Origin of the sequence: Novosphingobium sediminicola (assembly GCF_014196525.1) — a bacterium.
Lineage (GTDB): Bacteria > Pseudomonadota > Alphaproteobacteria > Sphingomonadales > Sphingomonadaceae > Novosphingobium > Novosphingobium sediminicola.
This window is the reverse complement of sequence record NZ_JACIDX010000001.1, coordinates 139,037-162,285: the sequence shown is the minus strand read 5'-3', so window position 1 is coordinate 162,285 and position 23,249 is coordinate 139,037. Positions and strand designations below refer to the sequence as shown.

The 23,249-nt window shown below is 64.0% G+C and carries 18 protein-coding genes; 9 read left to right on the top strand and 9 right to left on the bottom strand.

Annotated elements, in window-relative coordinates; all coding sequences use genetic code 11:
* Complete coding sequence (gene gatB, locus GGR38_RS00765; RefSeq protein ID WP_183621725.1) at window positions 1–1,500, top strand: Asp-tRNA(Asn)/Glu-tRNA(Gln) amidotransferase subunit GatB; 1,500 nt, start codon at window positions 1–3, stop codon at window positions 1,498–1,500.
* 255 nt (window positions 1,501–1,755) lie between these two features.
* Here gatB and GGR38_RS00760 read toward each other — a convergent pair whose 3' ends face one another.
* Window positions 1,756–4,608: a M16 family metallopeptidase gene (locus tag GGR38_RS00760; RefSeq protein ID WP_183621723.1), complete on the bottom strand. Its 2,853-nt coding sequence runs from the start codon at window positions 4,606–4,608 to the stop codon at window positions 1,756–1,758.
* An 88-nt stretch (window positions 4,609–4,696) separates the two neighbouring features.
* Window positions 4,697–5,350 carry an outer membrane protein gene (locus tag GGR38_RS00755; protein WP_183621722.1) on the bottom strand — a complete coding sequence of 218 codons (654 nt, stop codon included), beginning with the start codon at window positions 5,348–5,350 and terminating at the stop codon, window positions 4,697–4,699.
* A 195-nt stretch (window positions 5,351–5,545) separates the two neighbouring features.
* On the opposite strand from GGR38_RS00755, the gene GGR38_RS00750 reads away from it, so the two are divergent.
* Window positions 5,546–7,312 carry a M28 family metallopeptidase gene (locus GGR38_RS00750; protein ID WP_246404156.1) on the top strand — a complete coding sequence of 589 codons (1,767 nt, stop codon included), beginning with the start codon at window positions 5,546–5,548 and terminating at the stop codon, window positions 7,310–7,312.
* Between the two features lie 114 nt (window positions 7,313–7,426).
* A complete protein-coding gene (gene clpB, locus GGR38_RS00745) occupies window positions 7,427–10,006 on the top strand; it encodes an ATP-dependent chaperone ClpB (RefSeq protein WP_183621720.1) in 2,580 nt (859 codons plus the stop codon).
* Window positions 10,007–10,042: 36 nt separating this feature from the next.
* Here the strand turns inward: clpB and GGR38_RS00740 are convergent, their stop codons facing one another.
* On the bottom strand, window positions 10,043–10,669 hold the full coding sequence (locus tag GGR38_RS00740; RefSeq protein WP_183621718.1) for a glutathione S-transferase family protein: 627 nt from the start codon (window positions 10,667–10,669) through the stop codon (window positions 10,043–10,045).
* A 121-nt stretch (window positions 10,670–10,790) separates the two neighbouring features.
* On the opposite strand from GGR38_RS00740, the gene mtnP reads away from it, so the two are divergent.
* On the top strand, window positions 10,791–11,657 hold the full coding sequence (gene mtnP, locus GGR38_RS00735) for an S-methyl-5'-thioadenosine phosphorylase (RefSeq protein ID WP_183621716.1): 867 nt from the start codon (window positions 10,791–10,793) through the stop codon (window positions 11,655–11,657).
* A gap of 54 nt (window positions 11,658–11,711) precedes the next feature.
* On the opposite strand, the gene desA is transcribed toward mtnP, so the two are convergent.
* Together desA and GGR38_RS00725 are read right to left on the bottom strand one after the other, a co-directional pair.
* Complete coding sequence (gene desA, locus GGR38_RS00730; RefSeq protein WP_183621714.1) at window positions 11,712–13,100, bottom strand: syringate O-demethylase; 1,389 nt, start codon at window positions 13,098–13,100, stop codon at window positions 11,712–11,714.
* A gap of 28 nt (window positions 13,101–13,128) precedes the next feature.
* Window positions 13,129–13,824 (bottom strand): alpha/beta fold hydrolase, encoded by a 696-nt coding sequence (locus GGR38_RS00725; RefSeq protein WP_183621712.1) that lies wholly within the window; start codon window positions 13,822–13,824, stop codon window positions 13,129–13,131.
* Window positions 13,825–14,007: 183 nt separating this feature from the next.
* On the opposite strand from GGR38_RS00725, the gene GGR38_RS00720 reads away from it, so the two are divergent.
* The 3 genes from GGR38_RS00720 (at window position 14,008) to GGR38_RS00710 (ending at window position 16,256) form a co-directional block, all read left to right on the top strand.
* A complete protein-coding gene (locus tag GGR38_RS00720) occupies window positions 14,008–14,883 on the top strand; it encodes a methylenetetrahydrofolate reductase (protein ID WP_183621710.1) in 876 nt (291 codons plus the stop codon).
* 69 nt (window positions 14,884–14,952) lie between these two features.
* A complete protein-coding gene (gene purU, locus GGR38_RS00715) occupies window positions 14,953–15,825 on the top strand; it encodes a formyltetrahydrofolate deformylase (RefSeq protein WP_343058938.1) in 873 nt (290 codons plus the stop codon).
* A gap of 17 nt (window positions 15,826–15,842) precedes the next feature.
* Window positions 15,843–16,256 carry a dihydroneopterin aldolase gene (locus GGR38_RS00710; protein ID WP_183621707.1) on the top strand — a complete coding sequence of 138 codons (414 nt, stop codon included), beginning with the start codon at window positions 15,843–15,845 and terminating at the stop codon, window positions 16,254–16,256.
* 53 nt (window positions 16,257–16,309) lie between these two features.
* Here the strand turns inward: GGR38_RS00710 and GGR38_RS00705 are convergent, their stop codons facing one another.
* Window positions 16,310–17,176: a LysR family transcriptional regulator gene (locus GGR38_RS00705; protein WP_183621706.1), complete on the bottom strand. Its 867-nt coding sequence runs from the start codon at window positions 17,174–17,176 to the stop codon at window positions 16,310–16,312.
* Window positions 17,177–17,487: 311 nt separating this feature from the next.
* On the opposite strand from GGR38_RS00705, the gene GGR38_RS00700 reads away from it, so the two are divergent.
* Window positions 17,488–18,192 carry a CoA transferase subunit A gene (locus GGR38_RS00700; RefSeq protein WP_183621704.1) on the top strand — a complete coding sequence of 235 codons (705 nt, stop codon included), beginning with the start codon at window positions 17,488–17,490 and terminating at the stop codon, window positions 18,190–18,192.
* 5 nt (window positions 18,193–18,197) lie between these two features.
* On the top strand, window positions 18,198–18,833 hold the full coding sequence (locus GGR38_RS00695) for a CoA transferase subunit B (RefSeq protein WP_183621702.1): 636 nt from the start codon (window positions 18,198–18,200) through the stop codon (window positions 18,831–18,833).
* Between the two features lie 73 nt (window positions 18,834–18,906).
* On the opposite strand, the gene GGR38_RS00690 is transcribed toward GGR38_RS00695, so the two are convergent.
* The 3 genes from GGR38_RS00690 to GGR38_RS00680 form a co-directional block, all read right to left on the bottom strand.
* Window positions 18,907–20,442 carry a DHA2 family efflux MFS transporter permease subunit gene (locus GGR38_RS00690; protein ID WP_183622323.1) on the bottom strand — a complete coding sequence of 512 codons (1,536 nt, stop codon included), beginning with the start codon at window positions 20,440–20,442 and terminating at the stop codon, window positions 18,907–18,909.
* 89 nt (window positions 20,443–20,531) lie between these two features.
* Window positions 20,532–21,728: an HlyD/EmrA/EmrK family protein gene (locus tag GGR38_RS00685; RefSeq protein ID WP_246404155.1), complete on the bottom strand. Its 1,197-nt coding sequence runs from the start codon at window positions 21,726–21,728 to the stop codon at window positions 20,532–20,534.
* Between the two features lie 6 nt (window positions 21,729–21,734).
* Window positions 21,735–23,165 carry an efflux transporter outer membrane subunit gene (locus tag GGR38_RS00680; protein ID WP_246404154.1) on the bottom strand — a complete coding sequence of 477 codons (1,431 nt, stop codon included), beginning with the start codon at window positions 23,163–23,165 and terminating at the stop codon, window positions 21,735–21,737.
* Window positions 23,166–23,249 lie beyond the last annotated feature (84 nt).

Genomic DNA, 23,249 nt, shown 5'->3' with positions numbered 1-23,249 from the left:
ATGAGCAGCTATCGTATTCAGGGCGCAACGGGCGAATGGGAGGTCGTGATCGGCCTTGAAGTCCATGCGCAGGTCACCAGCAACGCCAAGCTGTTTTCGGGGAGCGCCACGGCCTTTGGCGCCGAGCCGAATTCGCAGGTATCGCTGGTTGATGCCGCGATGCCCGGCATGTTGCCCGTGCCGAACATGGAATGCATCCGTCAGGCGGTGCGCACCGGCATGGCGATTGAGGCGGCGATCAACAAGTGGTCGCGGTTTGACCGCAAGAACTACTTCTATGCCGACCTTCCGCAGGGCTATCAGATCAGCCAGCTCTATCATCCGCTGGTGGGCGAGGGATCGCTGACCATTGAGGCGGATGAGAAGGCGGGGATCCCCGAGCCCAAGGTCATCGGCATCGAGCGTATCCATGTCGAGCAGGACGCAGGGAAACTGATGCATGATCAGCACCCGACCATGTCCTATGTCGACCTGAACCGTTCGGGCGTGGCGCTGATGGAAATCGTCAGCCGCCCCGATATGCGTTCGCCCGCAGAAGCTGGGGCCTATCTGTCCAAGCTGCGCCAGATTGTCCGTTACGTGGGTTCGTGCGACGGCAATATGGATCAGGGCTCGATGCGCGCGGATGTCAACGTTTCGGTGCGTCGTCCGGGCGATGAATTCGGCACGCGCACGGAAACGAAGAACGTCAATTCGGTGCGCTTCGTTATGGCGGTGGTGGAATCCGAGGCCAAGCGTCAGGTCGCGCTGATCGAGGACGGGGGCAAGGTGGTGCAGGAAACGCGCCTCTACGATCCGGACAAGAACGAGACGCGTTCGATGCGCTCGAAGGAAGATGCGCATGACTATCGCTACTTCCCCGATCCCGACCTGTTGCCGCTGGTGCTCGACGATGCCTTCCTTGAGGAATGCCGCGCGTCCTTGCCCGAACTGCCCGATGCCAAGCGGGCGCGCTATGTCGATGGCCTTGGCCTGTCGGATTATAACGCCACCGTGTTGACCACGGATGTCGATACGGCGCGCTGGTTTGAGGCGCTGCTGGCGGCCACGGCGTCGGCCCAGAACAAGCCTGAGGCCGATGTGGCCAAGCAGGCGGCCAACTGGCTGCTGTCGGAATTCTTCGGGGCTTTGAACAAGCTGGGCAAGGATCTCTCGACCAGCCCGATTTCGCCCGAAGGCGCGGCCGAACTGCTCGCGCTGGTGGGCAATGGCACGATCTCCGGCTCCATTGCCAAGCAGGTGCTGGAAAAGATGCTGGAAACCGGCGACGCAGCCGGTGTGATCGTTGAGCGCGAAGGGTTGAAGCAGAACTCCGACACCGGCGCGATCGAGGCGGTGATCGCCGAAATCCTGACCAAGAACGCCGACAAGGTCGAGCAGTATCGCGGCGGCAAGGAGGCCCTCTTCGGCTTCTTCGTCGGTCAGACCATGAAGGCGATGCAGGGCAAGGCCAATCCGCAGATCATCAACGAGCTGCTGAAGAAGGCTTTGGCTGGGTAAAGCAAGGGGGTAAGTTTGCCTCCGGCGGGTTAAGGGCCTTGGCCCTTAACAATCCCGATACTGTATGCGTTGCGCTGTAAGTTCGACCGAGGTTGAATGGTGCAGCGTTTGAATTGAAAAAAGCCTGCGGCGCAGATTAGCTGGCGCCGCAGGCTTTTTTAAATGCTTCGCGAAGCAGCGCCCCGGCCAAACCGAGGCGCTACCCCATAATGGGATTGCAAAGGGACCGAGTCCCTTTGCCCGCCGGAGGCAAACTTACTTTGCCCCCGACACCTCCACCGGCAACCCCACATCCTTCAACTGCGCCTCGACCTTGGCCTTGTCGCCCACGACGACGAAGGTCAGGCCTTCGGGTTGCAGATATTCCGCCGCCTTGGCCTCAAGCGCCTTGGCGTCGATGCTGCGATAGAGCGCGGGCAGCTTGCGGTAATAGTCATCCGGGCGCCCCAGCCGCTCATTGGCGGCAATCGCGCCCAACACCTGCCCGTTGGTTTCAAACTTGTTGGGCAGGCCGCGGATATTGCCGTCGGTCACGCGCTGCAATTCCTCGGCGGTGACGGGTTTTGCGCCGGGAAATGCCTTCATGTCGGCGATCATCGCCTTGATTGAATCGCCGGTGCGGTCGGTCTGGACGGGTGCGAAGAGGATCATGCTGCGCGCACCCAGAGGCTGGCGCACGGCGGTGGAGACGCCGTAGGACCATGCCTTTTCCTCGCGGATGTCGAGGTTGAGGCGCGAGAGGAACCCGCCGCCCAGCACTTCATTGGCCAGATCAAGCGCTTCCTGCCCCGGCGCCCGCCCGTCGACGGGCAGCACTTTGCCCGCCACGATCATCGACTGGGGCGAACCGGGCCGGTCGATCAGCACGATGCGCGGGCGCACGGTGGGCAGCGCGGCGTTCAGCGCCTTGACCGGCTTGGCGGCGCTTGGCGCTTTCCATACGCCCAGCGCTGCCTCCAGACGGGGCAGCAATTCGGCCATCGTGATGTCGCCCACCACCGTCACGCGGGCCAGATCGGGGCGCAGCCACTGGTCATGCGCGGCGCGCAGATCCTGCGAGGTCAGCGCCTTGAGCGAGGCCGCATTGCCCAGCCCGTCGGAGGCATGGCCATAGGGATGGTTCGGCCCGAACAGCAGCGGATTGATCGCCCGCAGCGCCACCCCGCGCGGATTGGCCATGGTCTGGGCCAGCGCGGCCAGACGCTGATCCTTGACCCGCGCGACCTCGGTGGGGGCGAAGGCGGGGTGCAGCAGCACGTCCGTCATCAGCGAGAGCGAGGGCGCCAGATTGGTCGAGAGCGCCGAGAGCGTGATCGAACTCGTGTCCAGACTGCTGCCCGTCTCGATGCTCGCACCCAGCCGCTCTTCCTCCTCCAGCACCTGTACCGCGCTGCGGTTCACGCCGCCGGTGGCGTCCTTGACCGTGCCTTCCTTCAGCATGGACAGCATCAGCCCCTGCGTGCCGGGCGTGTTCTGCGAATCGGCGGCGATCCCTGCGTCAAAACCGATGCTGACCAGCACCTTGGGCACCGCCGTGCGCCGCGCCAAAGTCACCGGCATCCCGTTCGACAGCGTGGCATGTTCAACCGAAGGAAAGGCCAGCTCGCCCACCGGGGCCACCTCGGGCGTGGCGCGCGGGGGCGATTGCGGCACGGGGGGCACGGGGGCCTTGGCATCGGGCTTGGGCGCGGGGCGCGTGGCCTCATCGCCCCATCCGCCCAGCAATTCGCCCTTCTGCTTGCGCTCGCCCGGCGTCACGGCAATCGCCAGCACAGGCCGCTTCATCCAGCGTACCGTAGCCGCCTTGATCGCTGCGGGCGTCAGCGCGGCCAGCTCGGCCAGATCCTTCTTATACTGCGCCGGATCGCCCGAATACATCAGCCCCTCGGCCAGTGTCGAGCCCTTGCCGCCAAAGCCGCCGACCACCTCTAAAGCGCCGATTTCCGCCGAGACTGAACGGGTCGCCGCGCGCTTCACCTCATCGGCATTGGGCCCGGTGGCCAGGAAGCGCGCGATTTCCGCGTCCAGCGCCGCCTCGGCCTTCGCACGCGGCACCCCCGGCTTCACATCCATCGAGATTTCAAGGAAGCTGACCTGTTCATGCGTCTCGAAATCGGCGCTGACCGACACAGCCACCTGCTTGCCCCGCACCAGCGCATTGTCGAGCCGTGAGGAGGCAAGCCCGCCCAGCACGCTCATGCCCATATCCAGCGCGGCGGCATCCTTGTCATTCAGGCCCGGCCCGGACCAGATCCGCATGATCCGCGTTGTGGCTACCTTGTCCTGCATCTCGACCCGCTTGGGGGCCTTGAGCGTCACCGGCCCGGCCACAACCGGTTTCACCACCGGCCCGGCCGGAATGTCGCCAAAATACTTTTCCACCAGAGGCCGCGCGCTGGCCGCGTCAATATCGCCCGTCAGCACCAGCACGGCATTGTTCGGCCCATAGTGATCGGTGAACCAATGGCGCACGTCTGAAAGGCTGGCCGCATCAAGGTCGGCCATCGAGCCGATGGTCTGATGCCGATAGGGGTGGCCGATGGGGAACAGGCCGTCGGTTTCGGCATAGCGCAAGAGGCCATAGGGCTGATTGTCGCCCTGCCGCTTTTCATTTTGCACCACGCCGCGCTGCTTATCCAGCTTGTCCTGCGTCACCGCGCCCAGCAGGTGCCCCATGCGGTCGCTTTCGAGGAACAGCGCCAGCGGCAGCGCGCCGGTCGGCACGGTTTCGACATAATTGGTGCGGTCATACCATGTGCTGCCATTGGTGCTGGTCGAACCGGCGGCTTCAAGCGGCACGTCGAAATTGGCGACATTCTCGCTGCCGCCAAAGAAGAGATGTTCGTAGAGATGGGCAAAGCCGGTCTTGCCGCGCGGCTCATGCTTGGACCCGACGCGGAAATAGGTGGTGACGCCGATGATCGGCGCCTTACGGTCGGTATGGACCAGAACCGTCAGCCCATTGGCCAGCTTGAAGCTCTCATAGGGAATATCGACCTTCTTCACCAGTTCGGCCAAAGGCGTGGTCGATGGGGTCTGGGCGAGGGCGGGCTGGGCGGAGAGGGCGAGGGTAAGTGCCAGCAGCGGCGCGGAAATCTGGTGTCGCATGGTGTTTCCCGTCAATGGAATGCACCATGGGTAGTTTCATCCCCGGCCTGTCGCAAGGATGAACCGCGCGTCAGGCCGGAGAGATCGATCAGAAGCCGTAGGTCATGCTGGTGGCCACCTGATGCTTGTCGAGCGTGAGGCCGGTCTTGACCCCGTTGATGCTCAGGTCGCCATAGGACGAATAGCGATATTCGACGCGCAGGCGGGCGTTTTTCGAAAGGAAATATTCCAGCCCCGCTCCGCCGCGCCAGCCTGAATTGCTGAAGCTGCCATGGGTTCTGAAGCCGGTGGTGTCGGTGAAATCGGCCGTTACCAAAAGGTTGGTATAGCCCGCCTTGGCATAGGCATAGAGGCGCGGGGCCAGCATATAGCCCAGCTTGCCGCCGATGAAGAAGTCGCGGCCAAGGCCGATGCGCGCGGTGCCCACGCCTGCTTGCGTCTCGCTCCACGATGCGGTCGATCCGCTCAGTTCCGCTTCGAGGCCCACGCGGCTGCGTTCGCCCGTGCGCGAATCCATGCCGACCAGCCCGCCATAGGACATGCCATGGGTCGTAAGGCCCTGCGATACGGCGGTGTCCGACAGGGTCAAGCTTTCATAGGTGATGACCGGGCCGCCATAGATCGACAATTCCGGGTTTTCCCAGCCGATATGCGGGGCGCCCGCCATGGCCGGTGTGGCCGACAAAGCGATCAGCCCGGACGCCGCAAGCAGAGCGGGGCGATATAGGGAAAGAACCGGCATCCTCGTATTTCTCCAGCACAGGCCGTTAAACAGTTCGACCGGGGCTGTATCGGTGGCTGAGGGTTAATTTCTGATTGTTCAGCTTGAATTTATTTCACAATTTTCTCATGTTTGTTGCAGTCGGGCGGGGTGCTTGCCTGCGGCGAAATCTTGCCTATGCTGACATGCATGTCAGTTTCCGTAAAAGAGAGATACATGCCCTCTGTTGCCAAGTTTTCCGCCTGTCTGATCCCCGCGCTGATGATGATCAGCCCGGCCCATGCCATTGAATCGGTAGAGGCCACCGAGGCTATGTATGAAGAGGCCGGGACGCCGGTTGCCGCCAAGCTTGTGGTCAAGCCCGAAGGCCCGACCCGCGCCGAAGCCGACCTGCCGCTCGATCCGCGTTTTTCGGCCCAGCGCATCCGCTCCGACATTGCCTTTCTGGCCGACGACCTGCTCGAAGGGCGCGATGTGGGCAGCAGGGGGCATGAGATTGCCGCCCGTTTCGTGGCGCAGCGTTTCGCCTCGCTGGGCCTGACGCCGATGGGCGACATCGGCCCGGACGGCAAGCGCGGCTGGCTTCAGCGCATCACCTTTCAAAAGACCTCCTATGCCGATGGTCCGGCGGGGATGGAGATCACCGGCCCCAAGGGTAAGATTATCTTTGAACATGGCAAGCAGGTGATGATTTCGGCCAGCGCCAATGAGCCGAAGCTGGATATCACCGCGCCGCTGGTCTTCGTCGGCTATGGTGTCGACAATGCTCTGCTGGGCATCGACGATTACAAGGGGCTGGACGTCAAGGGCAAGATTGTGGTCGTCCTGCGCGGCTATCCGGCGGGCATGGCCAGCGAGGAGGGCGCGCATCTCTCGGCCACCAAGGCGCAGATGGCGCAGGCCCATGGCGCAATCGGCGTGATCACGCTGGCCACTAACATCTCCGCGCGGGCGCGGCCGTGGGAGCGGGCGCTGCAATATGCCTTCTATCCCAGCTATGCCTGGGTGGGCGAGGACGGCAAGGCCAATGAGGCGGCGCCCGGCATCCGCATGGCCGGATCGATCAGCGACGAGGCCGCCGCCGCCCTGCTTGCCGGGGCGCCCCGCACACTGGCCCAGATCCGCGCCGAGGCGGACAAGGTCGGCGGGCGGCCCAAGGGCTTTGAACTCAAGACCTCTTTGCGCGCTTTCGTCAGCAGCAAGTCCGAGCGCGTGACCAGCCCGAACATCGTGGCCATGTTGCCCGGCGGCGATCTGAAGGATCAGACCGTGGTGCTCTCGGGCCATCTCGATCACCTTGGCGTGGGTGTGGCCAAGCCGGGCGATGCGCCGGATAAGGACCGCATTTACAATGGCGCGATGGACAATGCCGCAGGCAGCGCGACCACGCTGGAGGTCGCCCGCGTGCTGTCCGAGGATAAGAAAGGCCCTCGCCGCTCGGTGGTGTTCCTGATTTCGACGGCGGAGGAAAAGGGCCTGCTGGGTGCCGATTATTACGCCAACCATCCCACCGTTCCGGCTGCCAGCATTGTCGGCAATGTCGATCTGGACATGCCGGTTCTGCTCTATCCGTTTACCGATGTGGTGGCCTATGGCGCGGACCATTCGACGCTGGGGCCGATTGTCGCGGCGGCGGTCAAGCCGATGCAGGTGAGCCTCTCTCCCGATCCGATTCCGGCTGAAACGATCTTTGTGCGCTCGGACCACTATCGCTTTGTGCGCAAGGGTGTGCCTGCGGTGTTCCTTGCCACCGGCTATGCCAATGGCGGGGCGGCGGCCAATGAGGCGTTTCTGGCCAAGACCTATCACCAGCCGGGTGACGATATGAATCAGGCGTGGGACTGGCGCGCGGGCGCCCGCTTTGCCGAGGCCAATTATCGCATCACCCGCGCCATGGCCGATGGCGATACGCCGCCGCTGTGGTTCAAGGGCGATTTCTTTGGCGATACTTATGCCTCGGGCGCGGCGAAGGCTGCGAAATAAGCGGATTGCTCGGGATCAAAGAACCGGGAAACATGGGGCGGTAAATTCTTGTTGCAAGGGCTTGTGTGGCGATTTTGTCACACTACCTTGTGAGGCAACGGAGGAACCGACCCCATGAACCTCGAAAAGTTTACTGACCGCGCCAAGGGTTTCCTGCAAGCCTCGCAAACCCTGGCGATCCGCCTGAACCATCAGCGCATCACGGCGGAACATATTTTGAAGGCCCTGCTGGAGGACAGCGAGGGCATGGCCAGCGGGCTGCTGCAACGCGCGGGCGGCAATCCCGCCATCGCCAGCGCCGAGCTGGACAAGGCCTTGGCCAAGATCCCGGCGGTGTCGGGGTCGGGCGCGCAGGCCCAGCCGGGCCTCGACAATGACGCTGTGCGCGTGCTGGACAGCGCCGAGCAGATCGCCACCAAATCGGGCGACAGTTTCGTCACGGTCGAACGCATTCTGGTCGCGCTGGCTCTGGCCACGACCACGGCGGCGGGGCAGGCGCTGAAGGCCGCCAATGTCACGCCTCAGGCGCTGGAGGCCGCGATCACGGCCCTGCGCGGCGGGCGCACGGCGGACAGCGCGGGGGCCGAAAACGCCTATGACGCGATGAAGAAATATGCCCGCGATCTGACTCAGGCTGCCAAGGACGGCAAGCTCGACCCCGTGATCGGGCGCGACGAGGAAATCCGCCGCACGGTGCAGATCCTGGCCCGCCGCACCAAGAACAACCCTGCGCTGATCGGCGAACCGGGCGTGGGCAAGACCGCGATTGCTGAGGGCCTCGCGCTGCGCATTGCCAATGGCGATGTGCCCGACAGCCTCAAGCATCGCCGCCTGATGGCGCTCGACATGGGCAGCCTGATCGCGGGCGCCAAATATCGCGGCGAGTTTGAGGAGCGCCTCAAGGCGGTTCTGGACGAGGTGAAGGGCGCCGAGGGTGAGATCATCCTGTTCATCGACGAGATGCATACGCTGATCGGCGCGGGCAAGAGCGAAGGCGCGATGGATGCGGGCAATCTGCTCAAGCCCGCTCTGGCGCGCGGCGAATTGCACTGCATCGGCGCAACCACGCTGGATGAATACCAGAAATATGTCGAGAAGGACCCTGCCTTGCAGCGCCGGTTCCAGCCCGTTTTCGTGGGCGAGCCGACGGTGGAGGACACGATCTCGATCCTGCGCGGTCTGAAGGAGAAATACGAGCTGCACCATGGCGTGCGTATCGCGGACAATGCGATTGTTGCGGCAGCCACGCTGTCGAATCGCTACATTGCCGACCGTTTCCTGCCCGACAAGGCGATCGACCTGATGGATGAGGCCGCAAGCCGCATCCGCATGGAGGTGGAGAGCAAGCCGGAGGAGATCGAAAACCTCGACCGGCGGATCATCCAGCTCAAGATCGAGGAAATGGCGCTGGCCAAGGAGAGCGATCAGGCATCGAAGGATCGGTTGGCCGCTCTGCGCGAGGAACTGGCCAATGCCGAGCAGAAGTCGGCCGAGCTGACCACCCGCTGGCAGAATGAGCGCGACAAGATCGCCGCCGAGGGCAAGATCAAGGAAGCGCTGGACGCTGCGCGCATCGAGCTGGAGCAGGCCCAGCGCAAGGGCGATCTGGCCCGTGCGGGTGAACTGTCCTATGGCCGCATCCCCGATCTGGAGCGTCAGCTTTCCGAGGCGCAGTCGCAGGCGCAAAACGCCATGCTGCGCGAGGAAGTGACCGCCGATGACATTGCCGGCGTGGTCAGCAAATGGACCGGCGTGCCGGTCGACCGCATGCTGGAAGGCGAGCGGGAAAAGCTGCTGCGCATGGAAGAGGTGATCGGCCAGCGCGTGATCGGGCAACGCGATGCGGTCGTGGCCGTGTCCAAGGCCGTTCGCCGCGCCCGCGCCGGTTTGCAGGACCCCAACCGCCCGCTGGGCAGCTTCCTCTTCCTTGGCCCGACGGGTGTGGGCAAGACCGAGCTGACCAAGGCGCTGGCCGGGTTTCTGTTTGACGATGACAGCGCGATGGTGCGCATCGACATGAGCGAGTTCATGGAGAAGCACGCCGTCTCGCGTCTGATCGGCGCCCCTCCGGGCTATGTCGGCTATGACGAAGGCGGTGTGCTGACCGAGGCGGTGCGGCGGCGGCCCTATCAGGTCGTGCTGTTCGACGAGGTAGAGAAGGCCCACAGCGATGTGTTCAATGTGCTGTTGCAGGTGCTCGACGATGGCCGCCTGACCGATGGGCAGGGCCGCGTGGTGGATTTCACCAACACGCTGATCATCCTGACGTCGAACTTGGGCAGCCAGTATCTGGCGAATCTGCCCGAGGGCGGCGATGTGGAAAGCGTCGAGCCGCAGGTGATGGAGGTGGTGCGCAGCCATTTCCGGCCCGAATTCCTCAACCGTCTGGATGAGATCATCCTCTTCCACCGGCTGGGCCACGAGCATATGGCGCCCATCGTCGATATTCAGGTCGCGCGGGTGCAAAAGCTGCTGAAAGATCGCAAGATCACGCTGGCCATGACCGAGGCAGCCAAGCGCTGGCTGGGCCGGGTGGGTTATGATCCGGTCTATGGCGCGCGGCCTTTGAAGCGCGCGGTCCAGCGCTATTTGCAGGACCCGCTGGCCGAAAAGTTGCTGGGTGGCGAGGTGCCCGATGGCAGCACGGTGGACATCGACGAGGGCGATGGCGCGCTGCATATCACGGTGGAATAAATATCGGGGCCGGGGTTAAATCCCGGCCTTTTCTTATCAGCTTGGCGGGATGAATTCCTGCTGGATCGCCTGAAATTCAGGGCGGCCCTCGGCGCGGGCGCTGTGGGCAGCAAGGGCCGGATAGTCTGCCAGCGACACCAGCCAGCCATAGGCCTCGGACACAAAACGCGCGACCACGGCCACGGCGATGTCATCATGGCCCGGCGCATCGCCATGCCACCAGTCGCCATCGCGCGCGGCGCATTGCGCGTTTAACGCGGCCATGCCGTCGCGGATTTGCGCCTCGCTGCGCTGGGTGAAAAACGGATCGACCTCGCCGCCGAACCTGCGCGTGTAGAAATAGGCCACCGCCTTGTCGGCTACCGCTGTCGCCGTGGCAATGCGTTTCAGTGCTGCGCGGCGGGCTGGGCCGGAGGCGGCGATCAGCGCCTTGTCGCGGCCATAGGCTTCGTCGAGATAATCGAGGATCGCCCCGCTTTCGATCAGCACTTCACCATCGTTGAGCACCAAAGTCGGCACCCGCTTCAATGGGTTGAGATGAGCGAATTTGTCGCCATCGCCCATCACCGAAAAGGGGCTGTGTTCGAAAGCCATGCCGTAAATCCTGAGCGCAATCCCGACGCGGCGGACAAAGGGGCTGTCAAACTGGCCAATCAAAAGCATAAGTTTTTCCTTTCGGCCGCAGACTGCACGGGCGCGCAACTCTTGGCAAGAGAAGCGAAAAGCGGTTTCGGCGCCGCCCGGCATCGGCTAGGCAACCGGCAGGACACAGGAGTTTGATCGCATGAGCGCATGGCATATCGGGGTGATTGGCGGATCGGGTCTGGCCGAGGGGATCGGACTTGAAGGCGCGCAGGAGATTGCCGTCGAAAGCCCCTTTGGCGCGCCCAGCAGCAGCGTCACCACCGGCACGCTGGACGGCGTGCGCTTCACCTTTTTGCCGCGCCACGGGCCGGGCCATGCGATCCCGCCCAGCGACGTCAATTACCGCGCCAACATCGACGTGCTGAAACGTTGCGGCGTGACGGATCTTGTCTCGCTCTCGGCGGTGGGTTCCTTGCGTGAGGAATATGCGCCGGGCCATTTCGTCTGCGTCGACCAGATGATCGACCGCACCGAAGGCCGCGCGCGCAGCTTTTTCGGCAGCGGTATGGTCGCGCATCTGGCGCTGGCCGATCCGGTTTGCCCGCGCTTATCGGAATTGCTGGCGCTCTCGGCCCATCATGCGGGCGGCACTGTGCATCCCAAGGGGGCCTATATCGCCATCGAGGGACCGCAGTTTTCGACGCGGGCCGAAAGCCGGATGTATCGCGGCTGGGGCGCCGATGTGATCGGCATGACCGGCTTTCCCGAGGTGCGCCTCGCCCGCGAGGCCGAGCTGCCCTATGCGATGCTGGCCATGGTGACGGATTATGACGCCTGGCGCGATGAAGAGGCGGGCGTCGAGGCCCATGAAGTCTTCGCAACGATGAAGGCCAATGCGGCGCTGGCCCGCGCGGCGGTGCGCGAATTGGCGCGGCTGTTGCCCCCGGTGCGTGAGGCCAGCCCGATTGACCGGGCGCTGGACGGTGCCTTTGCCACGGCCCCGGCGCAACGCGATCCGGCGCTGTTGGCGCGGCTTGATGCCGTGGCCGGGCGAGTGCTGCGTTAAACGGAAAACGCCCCCGCCGTTTCCGGCAGGGGCGTTTCCTGGGATCAGAACCGATCAGGCCTGACGGTTGCGCCAGCTGTCGGCATAGGCGTCGCGCGCCACTTCCGAATAGGGCACCGAGGCGACCACGGCCTTGATTTCGGTCTGGACATGGCGCTCGACGGTGGGCTTGCGCGTGCCGCCATCGGGTTCGCCCCACAGCAGCGTGACCTGCGTGCCGGGCGTGGCGACGCTTTCGTCCACCATGGCCAGCGTCAGGAACTTGCCCTCATTGGCGGTATAGCCGATCCAGGTGGACAGGCCGACCATCTTGCCATCCTGAAGCACCTGATCAAACGGGTGCATCGCATAGACGGCGCTGGGATATTCCATGAACTTTGCGCGGTCGCCCTTCGACAGGGCCGAGGACTGGACGCGCATCACGTCTTCATTGTCCAGCGCCAGTGTCACCTTGCGGCGGTGCGGGCCAGCGGCCTTGGCTTCCAGTGCTTCACGACCGATGAAGTCATGATCGAATTTCACAAACGGACCATAGCCCAGATCCCACGGGGTCAGGTAATAGCCTTCGATGCTGTCGGGGATGTACGATCCGCCGATCGAGCACTTGGCTTCATACGAATTGGCGCTGGCCCATGCGCGGAAACCCTTCGAGCCTTCGCCGGTGTAGGTGGCGGGCAGCGGCGAGGGGATCCAGCCCGATTCCAGCGTGTTCGACGAATAGGTGCGGCCACCGCACAGCGTCAGGCCAAATTCCTTGCCCGCCTCGACCAGCGCGCCATGGACGGCGGCGTAATCTTCCCACGGGCCGAACAGCTCATAGCCCGGCTGGCCCGCCATGCCGTGACGCAGCGCGCGCACCTTGGCGCCGCCGAATTCCAGCGTGGTCATGTGGAAGAACTTGAGGTCCGGCGCCTGATAGCCCAGCGCCTTGGACAGCACGGCCATCGCGTTGGGGCCCTGAAGCTGGAAACGGTAGCTCTTGCGCTTGCCGTCGGTGCGCATGGCCCAGCGTTCGTCGCGCTCGACCTTCACATCCCACTTGCCGGTCTGGGCGTGATATTCGATCCATTCGATGGTCGGCGCGCGGCCCACCAGATTGAACAGGTTTTCAGCCAGATAGAACAGGATCACGTCGCCAATCACATAGCCTTCGGCCGTGACAGGCACGAATTGCTTGGCGCGATCGGGCACGAAACCCTTGAAGCTGTTAATGCCCAGATAGTTGAGCATGGCAAAGGCGTCGGGGCCCGACACTTCCAGATCGACCATGTGATACGACTGGTTGAACAGCACGGCGGTCTTGGCCCAAGCCTGCTGCTCGGTACGCCAGTTCGAATATTCGGCCGGAACGCCGGGATAGACATTGGGGCCAACCTGCGCGTTGCGCAGCATTTCGACAATGTCGCCGCTGGCATCGAGGACATCTTGCAGGCTCTGGGTCATCTTGCTCTCCTTATGTGGATCTTGGTTTTCAGGCGCGCTGGGTCAGCCAGCGGGCGATGATCTGGGTGAAGGCTGCCGGGCGCTCGATGGGCAGGAAATGGCCAGCATCGGCCACGATTTCCAGCACGGCGCCGGGGATGGCATCAGCAATGGCGGCGGCCTGTTCGGGCGGGCTCCACACGTCCAGCGCCCCGGTGCAGGACAGAACGGGCATGGTCAGCGTGGGCAGGAAATCCTCAAGCGCGGGGCGCGCGAGCAGGGCCTCGATCTGCGCCTCAAAGGCGGAAAGGCCCTGTTCAAGGCACATGGCGGTCAGCGGCCCGATCAGCGCGGGGCGATTGTCGGGCGCGATCATCGGCGGCAACCAGTCGGCCACCAGCGCCTCCATCCCATATGCGCGGCCCTTGTCGCGCAGGGCATAGCGCTTTTCCGCCTCGCCCGCGCCGACAGGATGCGTGCCGGTGGAAACCAGCGCGAGGCGTTCGACCCGCTCGGGCGCGCGACGCGCGACTTCCAGAGCCACGCGCGCGCCCATCGAATGACCCAGCAGGGCAAAGCGTTCGGGTGCCTGCGCCAGCAGCTTGTCCGCCATCGCGCCCAGCGAATCCACCGCGCCCCAGCCGGGCAGCGCAACGGCCTGCGGCAGGGCGGCGCATTGCGCGGCAAAGACCCGCGAATCGCAGATCAGGCCGGGAACCAGCAGCAATGGGAGGTTTTCAGACATCGTATCCCGCAATTTTCTCGTCCATGAAAAATTCATCTATACGAAATTATCGCCCTGCGCTAGAGGACACTTCAAGTTACACGCATTTCGTTTTAGTATGCGTCGCATACAAAATAACCGTCCGGGATGAAGCAGGCGTGAAAGCCCCCATCGCCAGACGCCAAAGAGAAAGGGCAGAGGACCATGGTGGCCATTTCGCAGATCCACCCCAATTGGGAACGCGCGCCGGACGGCATTACCGACGGATTTTCCTTGGAAATTACGGCAAAGGACGTCGAATCGCTGCGCGCCGCCGCGCCTGCCATTCCGCCTGAAACACCCATCGCCGTGACCTTCCTGCCGGGCGAGGAAGCGCCTGCGCGAATCGCCGCTGCCAAGGCCGTGCGCGCACTGGGCTTTGAACCGATGCCGCATTTCTCCGCCCGCCGGATCACCAGCGAGGCCGAGTTCGAGGATTACCTCAACACTGTAGTGCAGGAAGCGGGCGTGCGCCGCTGCTTCGTGATCGCGGGCGACCCGGATCATGCCGCGGGGCCGTATAATGATTCGAGCGAGCTGATCGCCACCGGCCTGTTTGAAAAGGCGGGCATCAAGGCGATCGGCGTGGGCGGCCACCCTGAAGGCCATCCCAACATGACCGAGGAGCAGTGCTGGGAGGTTCTGGCCCGCAAATGCGTTGAGATCGACGCGCGCGGCATGGCCCCGCTGGTGGTCACGCAATTCGGGTTCGATCCCGATGCGGCGCTTGAATGGCTGGCCGCCTTGCGCCAGCGCGGGATTGTCGCGCCCGTGCGCATCGGCGTGCCGGGCCCGGCGGGGATCAAGACCCTGATGCGCTTTGCCGCGCGCTGCGGCGTGGGCGCCTCGGCCAGCGTGCTGGCCAAATATGGCATTTCGATCACGCAATTGCTGGGCAGCGCCGGGCCGGACAAGCTGGTTGACGCGCTTGCCAAGGGGCTGAATGAAAGCCATGGACCGGTGCGGTTGCATTTCTATCCGTTTGGCGGGCTGGAAAAAACCGTGGCGTGGATCAACTCGTATCGCAAATCGCGCGGCTGATCGGCTGCGACAAGGAATAAGCGCCGGCGCGAAAAGGCGCCGTGCGGGAGAGAGAAAGGATCAATGCAAGTGACCACGTCTGACCACGACACTGTTTGTACGCTGAGCCTGTCCTGTGGGGACCAGCCCGGCCTTGTGGCCAAGGTGGCGGGCTATCTGGCCGGACGCGGCGGCAATATTCTCGATGCCCAGCAGTTCAACGACCGACTGACCGACCGCTTTTTCATGCGCGTGATCTTTGCCTTGCCCCAGGGCGATACGGCCGAGGAATGGCGCGCCCATTTCGGCGATCTGGCCGCCGAACATGCGATGGACTGGCGCCTGCGGGTCCATGGCGAGCGGCAGAAGGTCGTGCTGATGGTCAGCAAATTCGACCACTGCCTTGGCGATCTGCTCTATCGCTGGCGGATTGGCGAAATTGACATGGATGTCGTGGCCATCATCTGCAACCATGACCGCAAGCATATCACCACCAGCCTGATCGGTGATCTGCCCTTCTATCATCTGCCGATCACCAAGGACACGAAGGCGCAACAGGAAGCGCAGATAAAGGCCGTTGTTACTGAAACGGGGGCCGATCTGGTGGTGCTGGCGCGTTATATGCAGATCCTGAGCGACGATCTGGCTGGCTTCCTGTCGGGCCGCTGCATTAATATCCACCACTCGTTCCTGCCCGGCTTCAAGGGCGCCAAGCCCTATCATCAGGCCTATGAGCGCGGGGTCAAGATGATTGGCGCGACGGCGCACTATGTGACCGCCGACCTCGACGAAGGCCCGATCATCGCGCAGGACGTGGGCAGCATCAGCCATGCCCACGCGCCCGAAGACCTCGTCCGCAAGGGTCGCGACATCGAACGCCGCGTGCTGGCCGAGGCGGTCAAGGCGCATCTGGAGGACCGCGTGTTCCTCAATGGGCATCGTACCGTGGTATTCCCGGGCTGATACAGGAGGCGGGGTGTATGGAAAGTGTGATCTCTCTGCGCCCCGCGCCTGTTGCGGGCTATGAGGTGGCCGAAACGGTGGTGCGCCTGTCGGGTTTCGAGGTGATGGCCGCCGTTGGCGTCAACCATGGCGAAATCGGGCGGCGCCAACCGCTGGTGATCTATGCCGAGCTGGGCCTTGGCGTGGGCGCCATCGACCGGCTGGAGCAAACCGTCGATTACCGCGACATTGGCGCGGCGGCGGAACAGCTGGCGCGTACCCACATTGACCTGATCGAGAGCTTTGCCCGGCAATTGGGCGAGGCTTGTTTGGGGATGGGGTCGGTGCTTTGGGCGCGGGTGCGGATCGATAAGCCCGAGGCGGTCGATAATGGGATGGCTTCGGTGTCGGTGATGGTGCGGCGCGGCGATCTCAATCGAACACCTCATTAACGGGATTGCAAAGGGATAAGTCCCTTTGCCCGCCGGAGGCAAACTTCTCGCCTTTACCGAGGATCAATCCGCAACCCCGCCGCCCGCCTGAACAACTCCAGCACCAGCGGATCGCTCTCCTCCGCGCGGATCGCGGCTTGAAACTCGATCCCGCGCTTGGGCCGGGGCCAGACCTCTTGCAGGCGCCCACCTGCCACCGCCTCGCGCGTCATGGTTTCGGGCAGCAGGGCCATGCCTTGCCCCGCCGCGATGATGTCGATCAGCATCCGGGCGTTGTTGCAGGTGCGGATGGCGGGCAGGGCCTCGCCCGAGAGGGTTTCGAGCATGACCTGATGCAGCGGCGACTGGCGGGGCAGGGACCAGAGCGGGGGCGTCGCGCCATTGCGCATTGCCGCCGCCGTTGCGGGTGAGGCCAGCCATTGCAGCGCGACCCCGCCGATTGAGGCGGTTTGCAGCCCCGGACTGGCCGCAGGGCCTGCCAGAAACACCAGATCGCTGGTCGCGCCCAGCAGATCTTGCAGCAATTGCGCGGTCAGGCTGATCGTGATGTCCAGCGTTACGGCAGGCATGTCGCGCTCGATCTCTGCCACGAAGCCGGGCAGGCAGGAGGCCGCCGCGATCTCGCCCGTGCCGATGCGCACCACGCCGCGCGCGCCTGCCAGATTGTCCGCCGCCAGCGTCCGTTCCAGCGCCGCCCACAGCGGCTCGGTATCGCGCACCAATTGCCGCCCGCGCACCGTCAGCAGCATCCGCCGTCCCTCTCGCCGGAACAGGGGGTAGCCGATCTGTGCCTCCAACTCGCGCACGCGGGCCGAGATGGTGGGCTGGGTGGTGTTCAGCCTTTCCGCCGCCGCTGCGAAGGTGCCGAGGCGCGCGATCCAGAGCAGGGTTTCGAGGTGGTAGAGGGCGATGCGGTTCAATGTATGCCTCCGGCGGGCAAAGGGCGGGGGCCCTTTGCAATCCCGTTAATGGGGTGGCGTATGGCTGGCCAACGCACTCTCTTCCGCGAAGCGGTTTTATAGCCTGCGGCGCTGCAAGGTTGCGCAACGCCGATTCCTTGGCGCAACATCGACAGTACCGGGATTGTTAAGGGCCCCCGCCCTTAACCCGCCGGAGGCACCTTCCAATACATCACCATCTTCTATCAATACCCCAAAAAAACTATCATTAGAACGCATAATTTTCTTCGATACACTCGCCCCGGAATTTATCCCGAGAGAGAGGGAGCTGTATGGCGAGCAAGGTTTATCCCAGCGCAGAAGCGGCGCTGGAAGGGGTGTTGCGCGATGGTCTGCTGATTGCCAGCGGGGGCTTTGGCCTTTGCGGCATTCCAGAGCGTCTGCTGGATGCGATTCAGGCCAGCGGGGTAAAGGATCTGACCTTTGCCAGCAACAATGCGGGCATTGACAATGAGGGCATCGGCAAGCTGCTGCGCACGCGGCAGGTGAAGAAGATGATTTCGTCTTATGTAGGCGAAAACAAGGAGTTCGAGCGTCAGTATCTGGCGGGCGAGCTTGAGGTGGAATTCACGCCACAGGGTACTCTGGCCGAGCGTCTGCGCGCGGGCGGGGCGGGCATTCCGGGCTTTTACACCAAGACGGGCGTAGGCACGCTGGTGGCCGAGGGCAAGGAAACCAAGGTCTTTGACGGTCAGGAATATGTGCTGGAGCAGGGCATTTTTGCTGACCTCGCCATTGTGAAGGGCTGGAAGGCGGACACCACCGGCAATGTGATTTTCCGCAAGACGGCGCGCAATTTCAACGTGCCTGCCGCCACCGCCGGCAAGATCACCGTGGTCGAGGTCGAGGAGATTGTCGAGCCGGGCCAATTGGACCCCGATGCGATCCACCTGCCGGGCGTTTATGTTCAGCGCATCGTGCTGGGCGCCTATGACAAGAAGATCGAATTCCGCACTACGCGCCCGAAGGAGGCCTGAGCAACATGGCTTGGAACCGCAATGAAATGGCCGCCCGCGCCGCGCGTGAGCTTCAGGACGGCTTTTATGTGAACCTTGGCATCGGCATCCCCACGCTGGTGGCCAATTACGTGCCCGAAGGGCTGACCGTGACGCTGCAGAGCGAGAACGGGATGCTGGGCATCGGCCCGTTCCCCTATGAGGGCGAGGAAGACGCCGACCTGATCAATGCGGGCAAGCAGACGATCAGCGAGCTGCCCCATTCGGCCTATTTCGACAGCGCGCAGAGCTTTGCCATGATCCGTGGCGGCCATATCGATCTGACCGTGCTTGGCGCGATGGAAGTGTCCGAGGGCGGCGACATCGCCAACTGGATGATCCCGGGCAAGATGATCAAGGGCATGGGCGGCGCGATGGATCTGGTCGCGGGCGTCAAGAAGATCATCGTGGTGATGGAGCATTGCGCCAAGGATGGCAGCCCCAAGTTCATTCCCGCCTGCACCTTGCCGCTGACGGGGCGCAATGTGGTGGATATGATCGTGACCGATCTGGCCGTGTTTGCCCGCCCGGATCACAGCGGTCCGTTCAAGCTGGTTGAACTGGCCCCCGGCGTGACGGCGGAGGAAGTCCGCGAAAAGACCAGCGCGCATTACGTCGAATAAGGCGCTTTCAAACGCCATAAAAAAGGCCGGGGTGGATCAACCGCCCCGGCCTTTTCTTTAGTCAACCACGCTTTTAGTCAACGACCACCGCACCACCCTGCGGCGGCGCAGGCTTGCGCGTACACCAGAGCAGCGCCAGCATCGCCACACAGCCCATCCCGGCAAACCAGAAGATGTCGAGCGAGGACATCAGATAGGACTGGTTTACCATCTGCCCGGTCAGCGCGCCGGTGGCCTGTGTCTTGCTCATGCCGATGGTCTGCAAATGGTCCATCGCCTGCACATAGGCCGGATTGGACGGATTGGCGGCCTCGGCCAGACGGCTCTGGTGCAGCACCTCGCGCCGGTCCCAAAACGTCGTGGTGATCGAGGCGGCAAAGGCGCCCCCGGTGATGCGGGCAAAGTTCGAAATGCCCGTGGCCGAGGGGATGCGATGCGGCCCCAGCCGGTCAAACGAGAGCGTGGTCATCGACATGAAGAAGGTACCCATCGCCGTGCCCTGAACGATCGAAGGCAGGATGAAGTGCCAAAGATCGGTATCGGGGGCAAAACCGGTGCGCATCATATAGGACGCGGCAAAGGCCAGCAGCGCATAGGTCGCGACATAGCGCAGGTCGATGGTGCCCGCCGCCCGCGCCACAAAGGGCGCCAGCAAAAAGGCCACCATACCCGCCGGCGCCGACACCAGCCCCGCCCATGTCGCGGTATAGCCCTGCTGGGTTTGCAGCCAGAGCGGCATCAGCAGGTTGCTGGCGAAGAAGAAGCCGTAGCCGAGACAAAAGCACAGCGTGCCGATGGCGAAATTGCGGCTCTTGAACAGCGAGAGATCGACCGCAGGATGCTCCTCGGTCAATTCCCAGATCAGCCAGGCAAGGAAGGCCACCACCGCGACAGCCGCCAGCACACAGATGAAGGTCGAATTGAACCAGTCCTCATCCTTGCCAAGGTCCAGCACGATCTGAAGCGACCCGACCCACAGGATCAGCAGCGCCACCCCGCCCCAGTCGAAGGGCAGCTTGATCGGCGGCGTATTATAGGCCCGCATCCGCGCCATCAGCACGCCAACGGTGATGAAACCCACCGGCACGTTGATGAGGAAGATCCAGCCCCAATGATAATTGTCCGAAATATAGCCGCCAAGGATCGGTCCCAGCACCGGCCCGACCAGCGCCGTCATCGACCAGATCGACAGGCCCACGGTGCGCTTTTCGGGGGGGAAGATCGCCAGCAGCAGCGCCTGACTGCCCGGAATCATCGGCCCTGAAACCGCGCCCTGCAACAGGCGGAACAGGATCAGCGAGGGCAGCGACCATGCGATCCCGCAAAGGAACGAGGCCAGCGTGAAGAGCGCCACCGAGGCGATAAAGGTGTTCACCACGCCAAAGCGCCGCATCAGCCACCCGGTCAACGGCACGGTCACGCCATTGGCCACGGCAAAGGCGGTGATCACCCATGTCGCCGTGCTGCTCGCCTCGCCCAGATTGCCCGAGATCGTGTTGAGCGCCACATTGGCGATGGTGGAATCCAGCACCTGCATGAAGGTGCCCAGCGCCAGCGCAAAGGCGGCGGAAAACAGCGCAAAGCCATGCAGCGGCGGCGGCGTCGCCATCGAGGATGAGGGGCTTTCATCCTCTTCCTCAACGGCGAATTCGCTCGCGTCCAGATCTTGCGAGGGGGATTGGCTCATGACATCTGCCTTCAGCGACCTGCGTTGGCCGCGATGATCCGGCGGATGCGGGCCTCGATCTCGGGGCTGACGGTATCGACCGGCTCGCTGGCCTGCGCCACGGCGGGGATCGCGGTCACCGGCTGGCCGGTGCCTTGGCTGGTGTCCACCTCGACATTGACCGACAGGCCAAGGCGCAGCGGATGGGCGTCCAACTCCTTGGGATCAAGCGCGATGCGCACCGGCACGCGCTGAACCACCTTGATCCAGTTGCCGCTGGCGTTCTGCGCGGGCAGCAGCGCAAAGGCCGCGCCCGAACCCGCCGACAGGCCGATGACCTTGCCGTGGAAGGTCACCTTCTTGCCATAGGCGTCGGAATGCAGCGTGGCGCTCTGGCCGATGCGCAGATTGGCCAGCTGCGTTTCGCGGAAATTGGCGTCCACCCAGACCTTGCGCAGCGGCACGACCGACATCAGCGGCGCGCCGGGGGCAACCTGCTGGCCCACCTGCGCGGCGCGCTGGGCCACCACACCATCGACCGGCGAGGAAAGATGCATATGCGAGCGCACGATGGCCGCGCGCTTGACCGCCGCGATCGCGGCCAGAACCGCCGGATTGCCCGCCACATCGGTTCCGCCCACGGTGCTTTCGGCATCTGCCCGGTGGCTGCGTGCGAGATCCAGATTGGCCTGCGCCATGCGCACGGCCTCACCGGCATGGGCGACCTCTTCGGCTGAAATTGCGCCCGAGGAGACGGCCTTTTCGCGGCGCGTCAGATCGCTCCTGGCGGCGGCAAGGCGCACCTCGGCCTGCGCGATTTCGGCCTCGGCGGTGCCCACCTTGGTAAAGCCGGAGCGCACCGTGCGCGCGGCGCGGGCCAGTTCGGCCTCGGCGGCGGCCAGTTGCGCATCCGCCAGCGCCGGGTCCAGATCGACCAGCGGTTGCCCTGCCTTCACGCCCTGCGTGCTTTCGGCGTGCACCGCAATGACGGTGCCGGGATCGCGCGCGGTGATTTGCGTGATGTTGCCCGCGACATAGGCGTCATCGGTTTCCTCGCTGGCCGCGCTCATCATCACATAGGCGCCGTAACCGGCCGCCCCGATCAGCGCGGCCACGCCCAGCATCAAAAGACCCTTGCGGCGGGCGGCGTTCTTGGCCGGGGGAGGGCTGTAGCTGTCGGCCATGGCGGGGGCATTGTCCTTGTCGAAAGAATGGTTTTGCTGGTTCATGGCGAATTACTTTCCGGCCGGGGCGGTTGCGCCCGCGTTCTGATCGGGGATCGGGGTAAAACCGCCGCCCAGCGCGATCAGCAATTGAATACGTTTGACGGCCCCATCGGCGGCCAGATCGACCTGCGCCTGACGCGCAGAGAGCAGGCGTTCGCCCGCGCTCAGCACGTCGAGATTGGTCGAGAGGCCCGATTGCAGCCGCACCTTGTCGAGCGAGACGGTCTTTTCCAGCCCGGTCAGGATCTCGGCCTGCTGGCGCGCATCGGCCCGGTTGGTTTCAACGCCCGACAGCGCATCGGCCGCCTCGCGCACGGCGCCCACCACAGCCTTGTTATACTGGGCAATGGCAATGTCCGCGCCCGCCACGGCCTGACGATATTGAGCGCGGATCGCCCCGCCTGAAAAGATCGGCAGATGGATGGCCGGACCAAACCCGCCGGTCAGCGCGCTGCCGGTAAACAGCGACCCGATGCCCAATGCTTGCGCCCCGACAAAGGCGCGCAGATTGACGTTGGGATAGAACTCGGTCTTGGCGATTTTCTCGCCCGCCATGGCCAGTTTGACCTGTTCGCGCGCGGCCAGCAGATCGGCGCGGCGCGCGAGCAGGTCGGCGGGCAGGGTTTCAGGCACGGGCAGCGCCTTGTCCAGCGCCAGCGTGGGTGTGGTCAGATTGGCGCCATAATCAGGCCCGCGCCCGGCCAGCGCGGCCAGAGCATGAACCGCCAGCGCCCTTGCGCCCAGCGCGCGGGTCAGCGCCTGCTCGGCCTCTGATTGGAGGGTGCGTGCGCTGGCAATGTCAAATTCATTGCCAAGGCCCGCATCGCGCCGCCCCGTCACGATCCTCAGCGAGGCCGAGCGCGAGGCGACAAATTCGCGCGCGATCCGGGCCTGTGCCTCCGCGCGGGCGAAATTGACATAGGCCTGCGCCACATTGCCCGCCAGCGCCACGCGGGCGGCGGACAATTGCAACTCGTTGGCGTGGGTATAGACCTTGGCGGCCAGCACCAGTTCCTTTTGCCGCCCGGCCAAATCGAGCGACCAGTCCAGATTGGCCTGCGCATTGGAGATCCACGTCCACGATCCGCCCAGCGGCGCGGGATAGATATAGCGGTTCGACAGGCGCTGATCCATGGCCGAGGCATCCGCCGACACCTGCGGCAACAGGCCCGAACGCGCCGAGGCGATCAGGCTGCCCGCCATGCGCAGCCTTGCGGCCGCTTCGTCGAGCGAGGGATTGCCCGCCAGCGCGTCGGCCATGATCCGGTCAAGCTGGGGATCGCCCAGCGCCTGCCACCAGTCGGCGGCGACCGGAACCGGCGCGGTATTGGTCAACCCCAGATCGGCAGCCTCACGGGGTTTCAACTGCGGCTTGTCATGGGGCAGGCCGGCGCAACCGGCCAGCATCGGCCCGGCCAGCAGGGACAGAGTCAAAGCCATGGCCATCTTTGCCGATGTCCGCGGCTTTGTAAGGGATTGAGTCATGGGTAGCTTTCGTTCCTCTTCCTGACGGTTTTCCGAGGG

Bases quoted from the DNA above. Each gene is read 5' to 3' on its own strand.
- clpB (WP_183621720.1), top strand. From the start codon at position 7,427: ATGAACCTCGAAAAGTTTACTGACCGCGCCAAGGGTTTCCTGCAAGCC.
- GGR38_RS00740 (WP_183621718.1), bottom strand. From the start codon at position 10,669: ATGCTTTTGATTGGCCAGTTTGACAGCCCCTTTGTCCGCCGCGTCGGG.
- mtnP (WP_183621716.1), top strand. From the start codon at position 10,791: ATGAGCGCATGGCATATCGGGGTGATTGGCGGATCGGGTCTGGCCGAG.
- GGR38_RS00755 (WP_183621722.1), bottom strand. From the start codon at position 5,350: ATGCCGGTTCTTTCCCTATATCGCCCCGCTCTGCTTGCGGCGTCCGGG.
- GGR38_RS00750 (WP_246404156.1), top strand. From the start codon at position 5,546: ATGCCCTCTGTTGCCAAGTTTTCCGCCTGTCTGATCCCCGCGCTGATG.
- GGR38_RS00680 (WP_246404154.1), bottom strand. From the start codon at position 23,165: ATGGCTTTGACTCTGTCCCTGCTGGCCGGGCCGATGCTGGCCGGTTGC.
- GGR38_RS00695 (WP_183621702.1), top strand. From the start codon at position 18,198: ATGGCTTGGAACCGCAATGAAATGGCCGCCCGCGCCGCGCGTGAGCTT.
- desA (WP_183621714.1), bottom strand. From the start codon at position 13,100: ATGACCCAGAGCCTGCAAGATGTCCTCGATGCCAGCGGCGACATTGTC.
- GGR38_RS00685 (WP_246404155.1), bottom strand. From the start codon at position 21,728: ATGAACCAGCAAAACCATTCTTTCGACAAGGACAATGCCCCCGCCATG.
- GGR38_RS00725 (WP_183621712.1), bottom strand. From the start codon at position 13,824: ATGTCTGAAAACCTCCCATTGCTGCTGGTTCCCGGCCTGATCTGCGAT.
- GGR38_RS00720 (WP_183621710.1), top strand. From the start codon at position 14,008: ATGGTGGCCATTTCGCAGATCCACCCCAATTGGGAACGCGCGCCGGAC.
- GGR38_RS00710 (WP_183621707.1), top strand. From the start codon at position 15,843: ATGGAAAGTGTGATCTCTCTGCGCCCCGCGCCTGTTGCGGGCTATGAG.
- GGR38_RS00760 (WP_183621723.1), bottom strand. From the start codon at position 4,608: ATGCGACACCAGATTTCCGCGCCGCTGCTGGCACTTACCCTCGCCCTC.
- GGR38_RS00700 (WP_183621704.1), top strand. From the start codon at position 17,488: ATGGCGAGCAAGGTTTATCCCAGCGCAGAAGCGGCGCTGGAAGGGGTG.
- GGR38_RS00690 (WP_183622323.1), bottom strand. From the start codon at position 20,442: ATGGCGACGCCGCCGCCGCTGCATGGCTTTGCGCTGTTTTCCGCCGCC.
- gatB (WP_183621725.1), top strand. From the start codon at position 1: ATGAGCAGCTATCGTATTCAGGGCGCAACGGGCGAATGGGAGGTCGTG.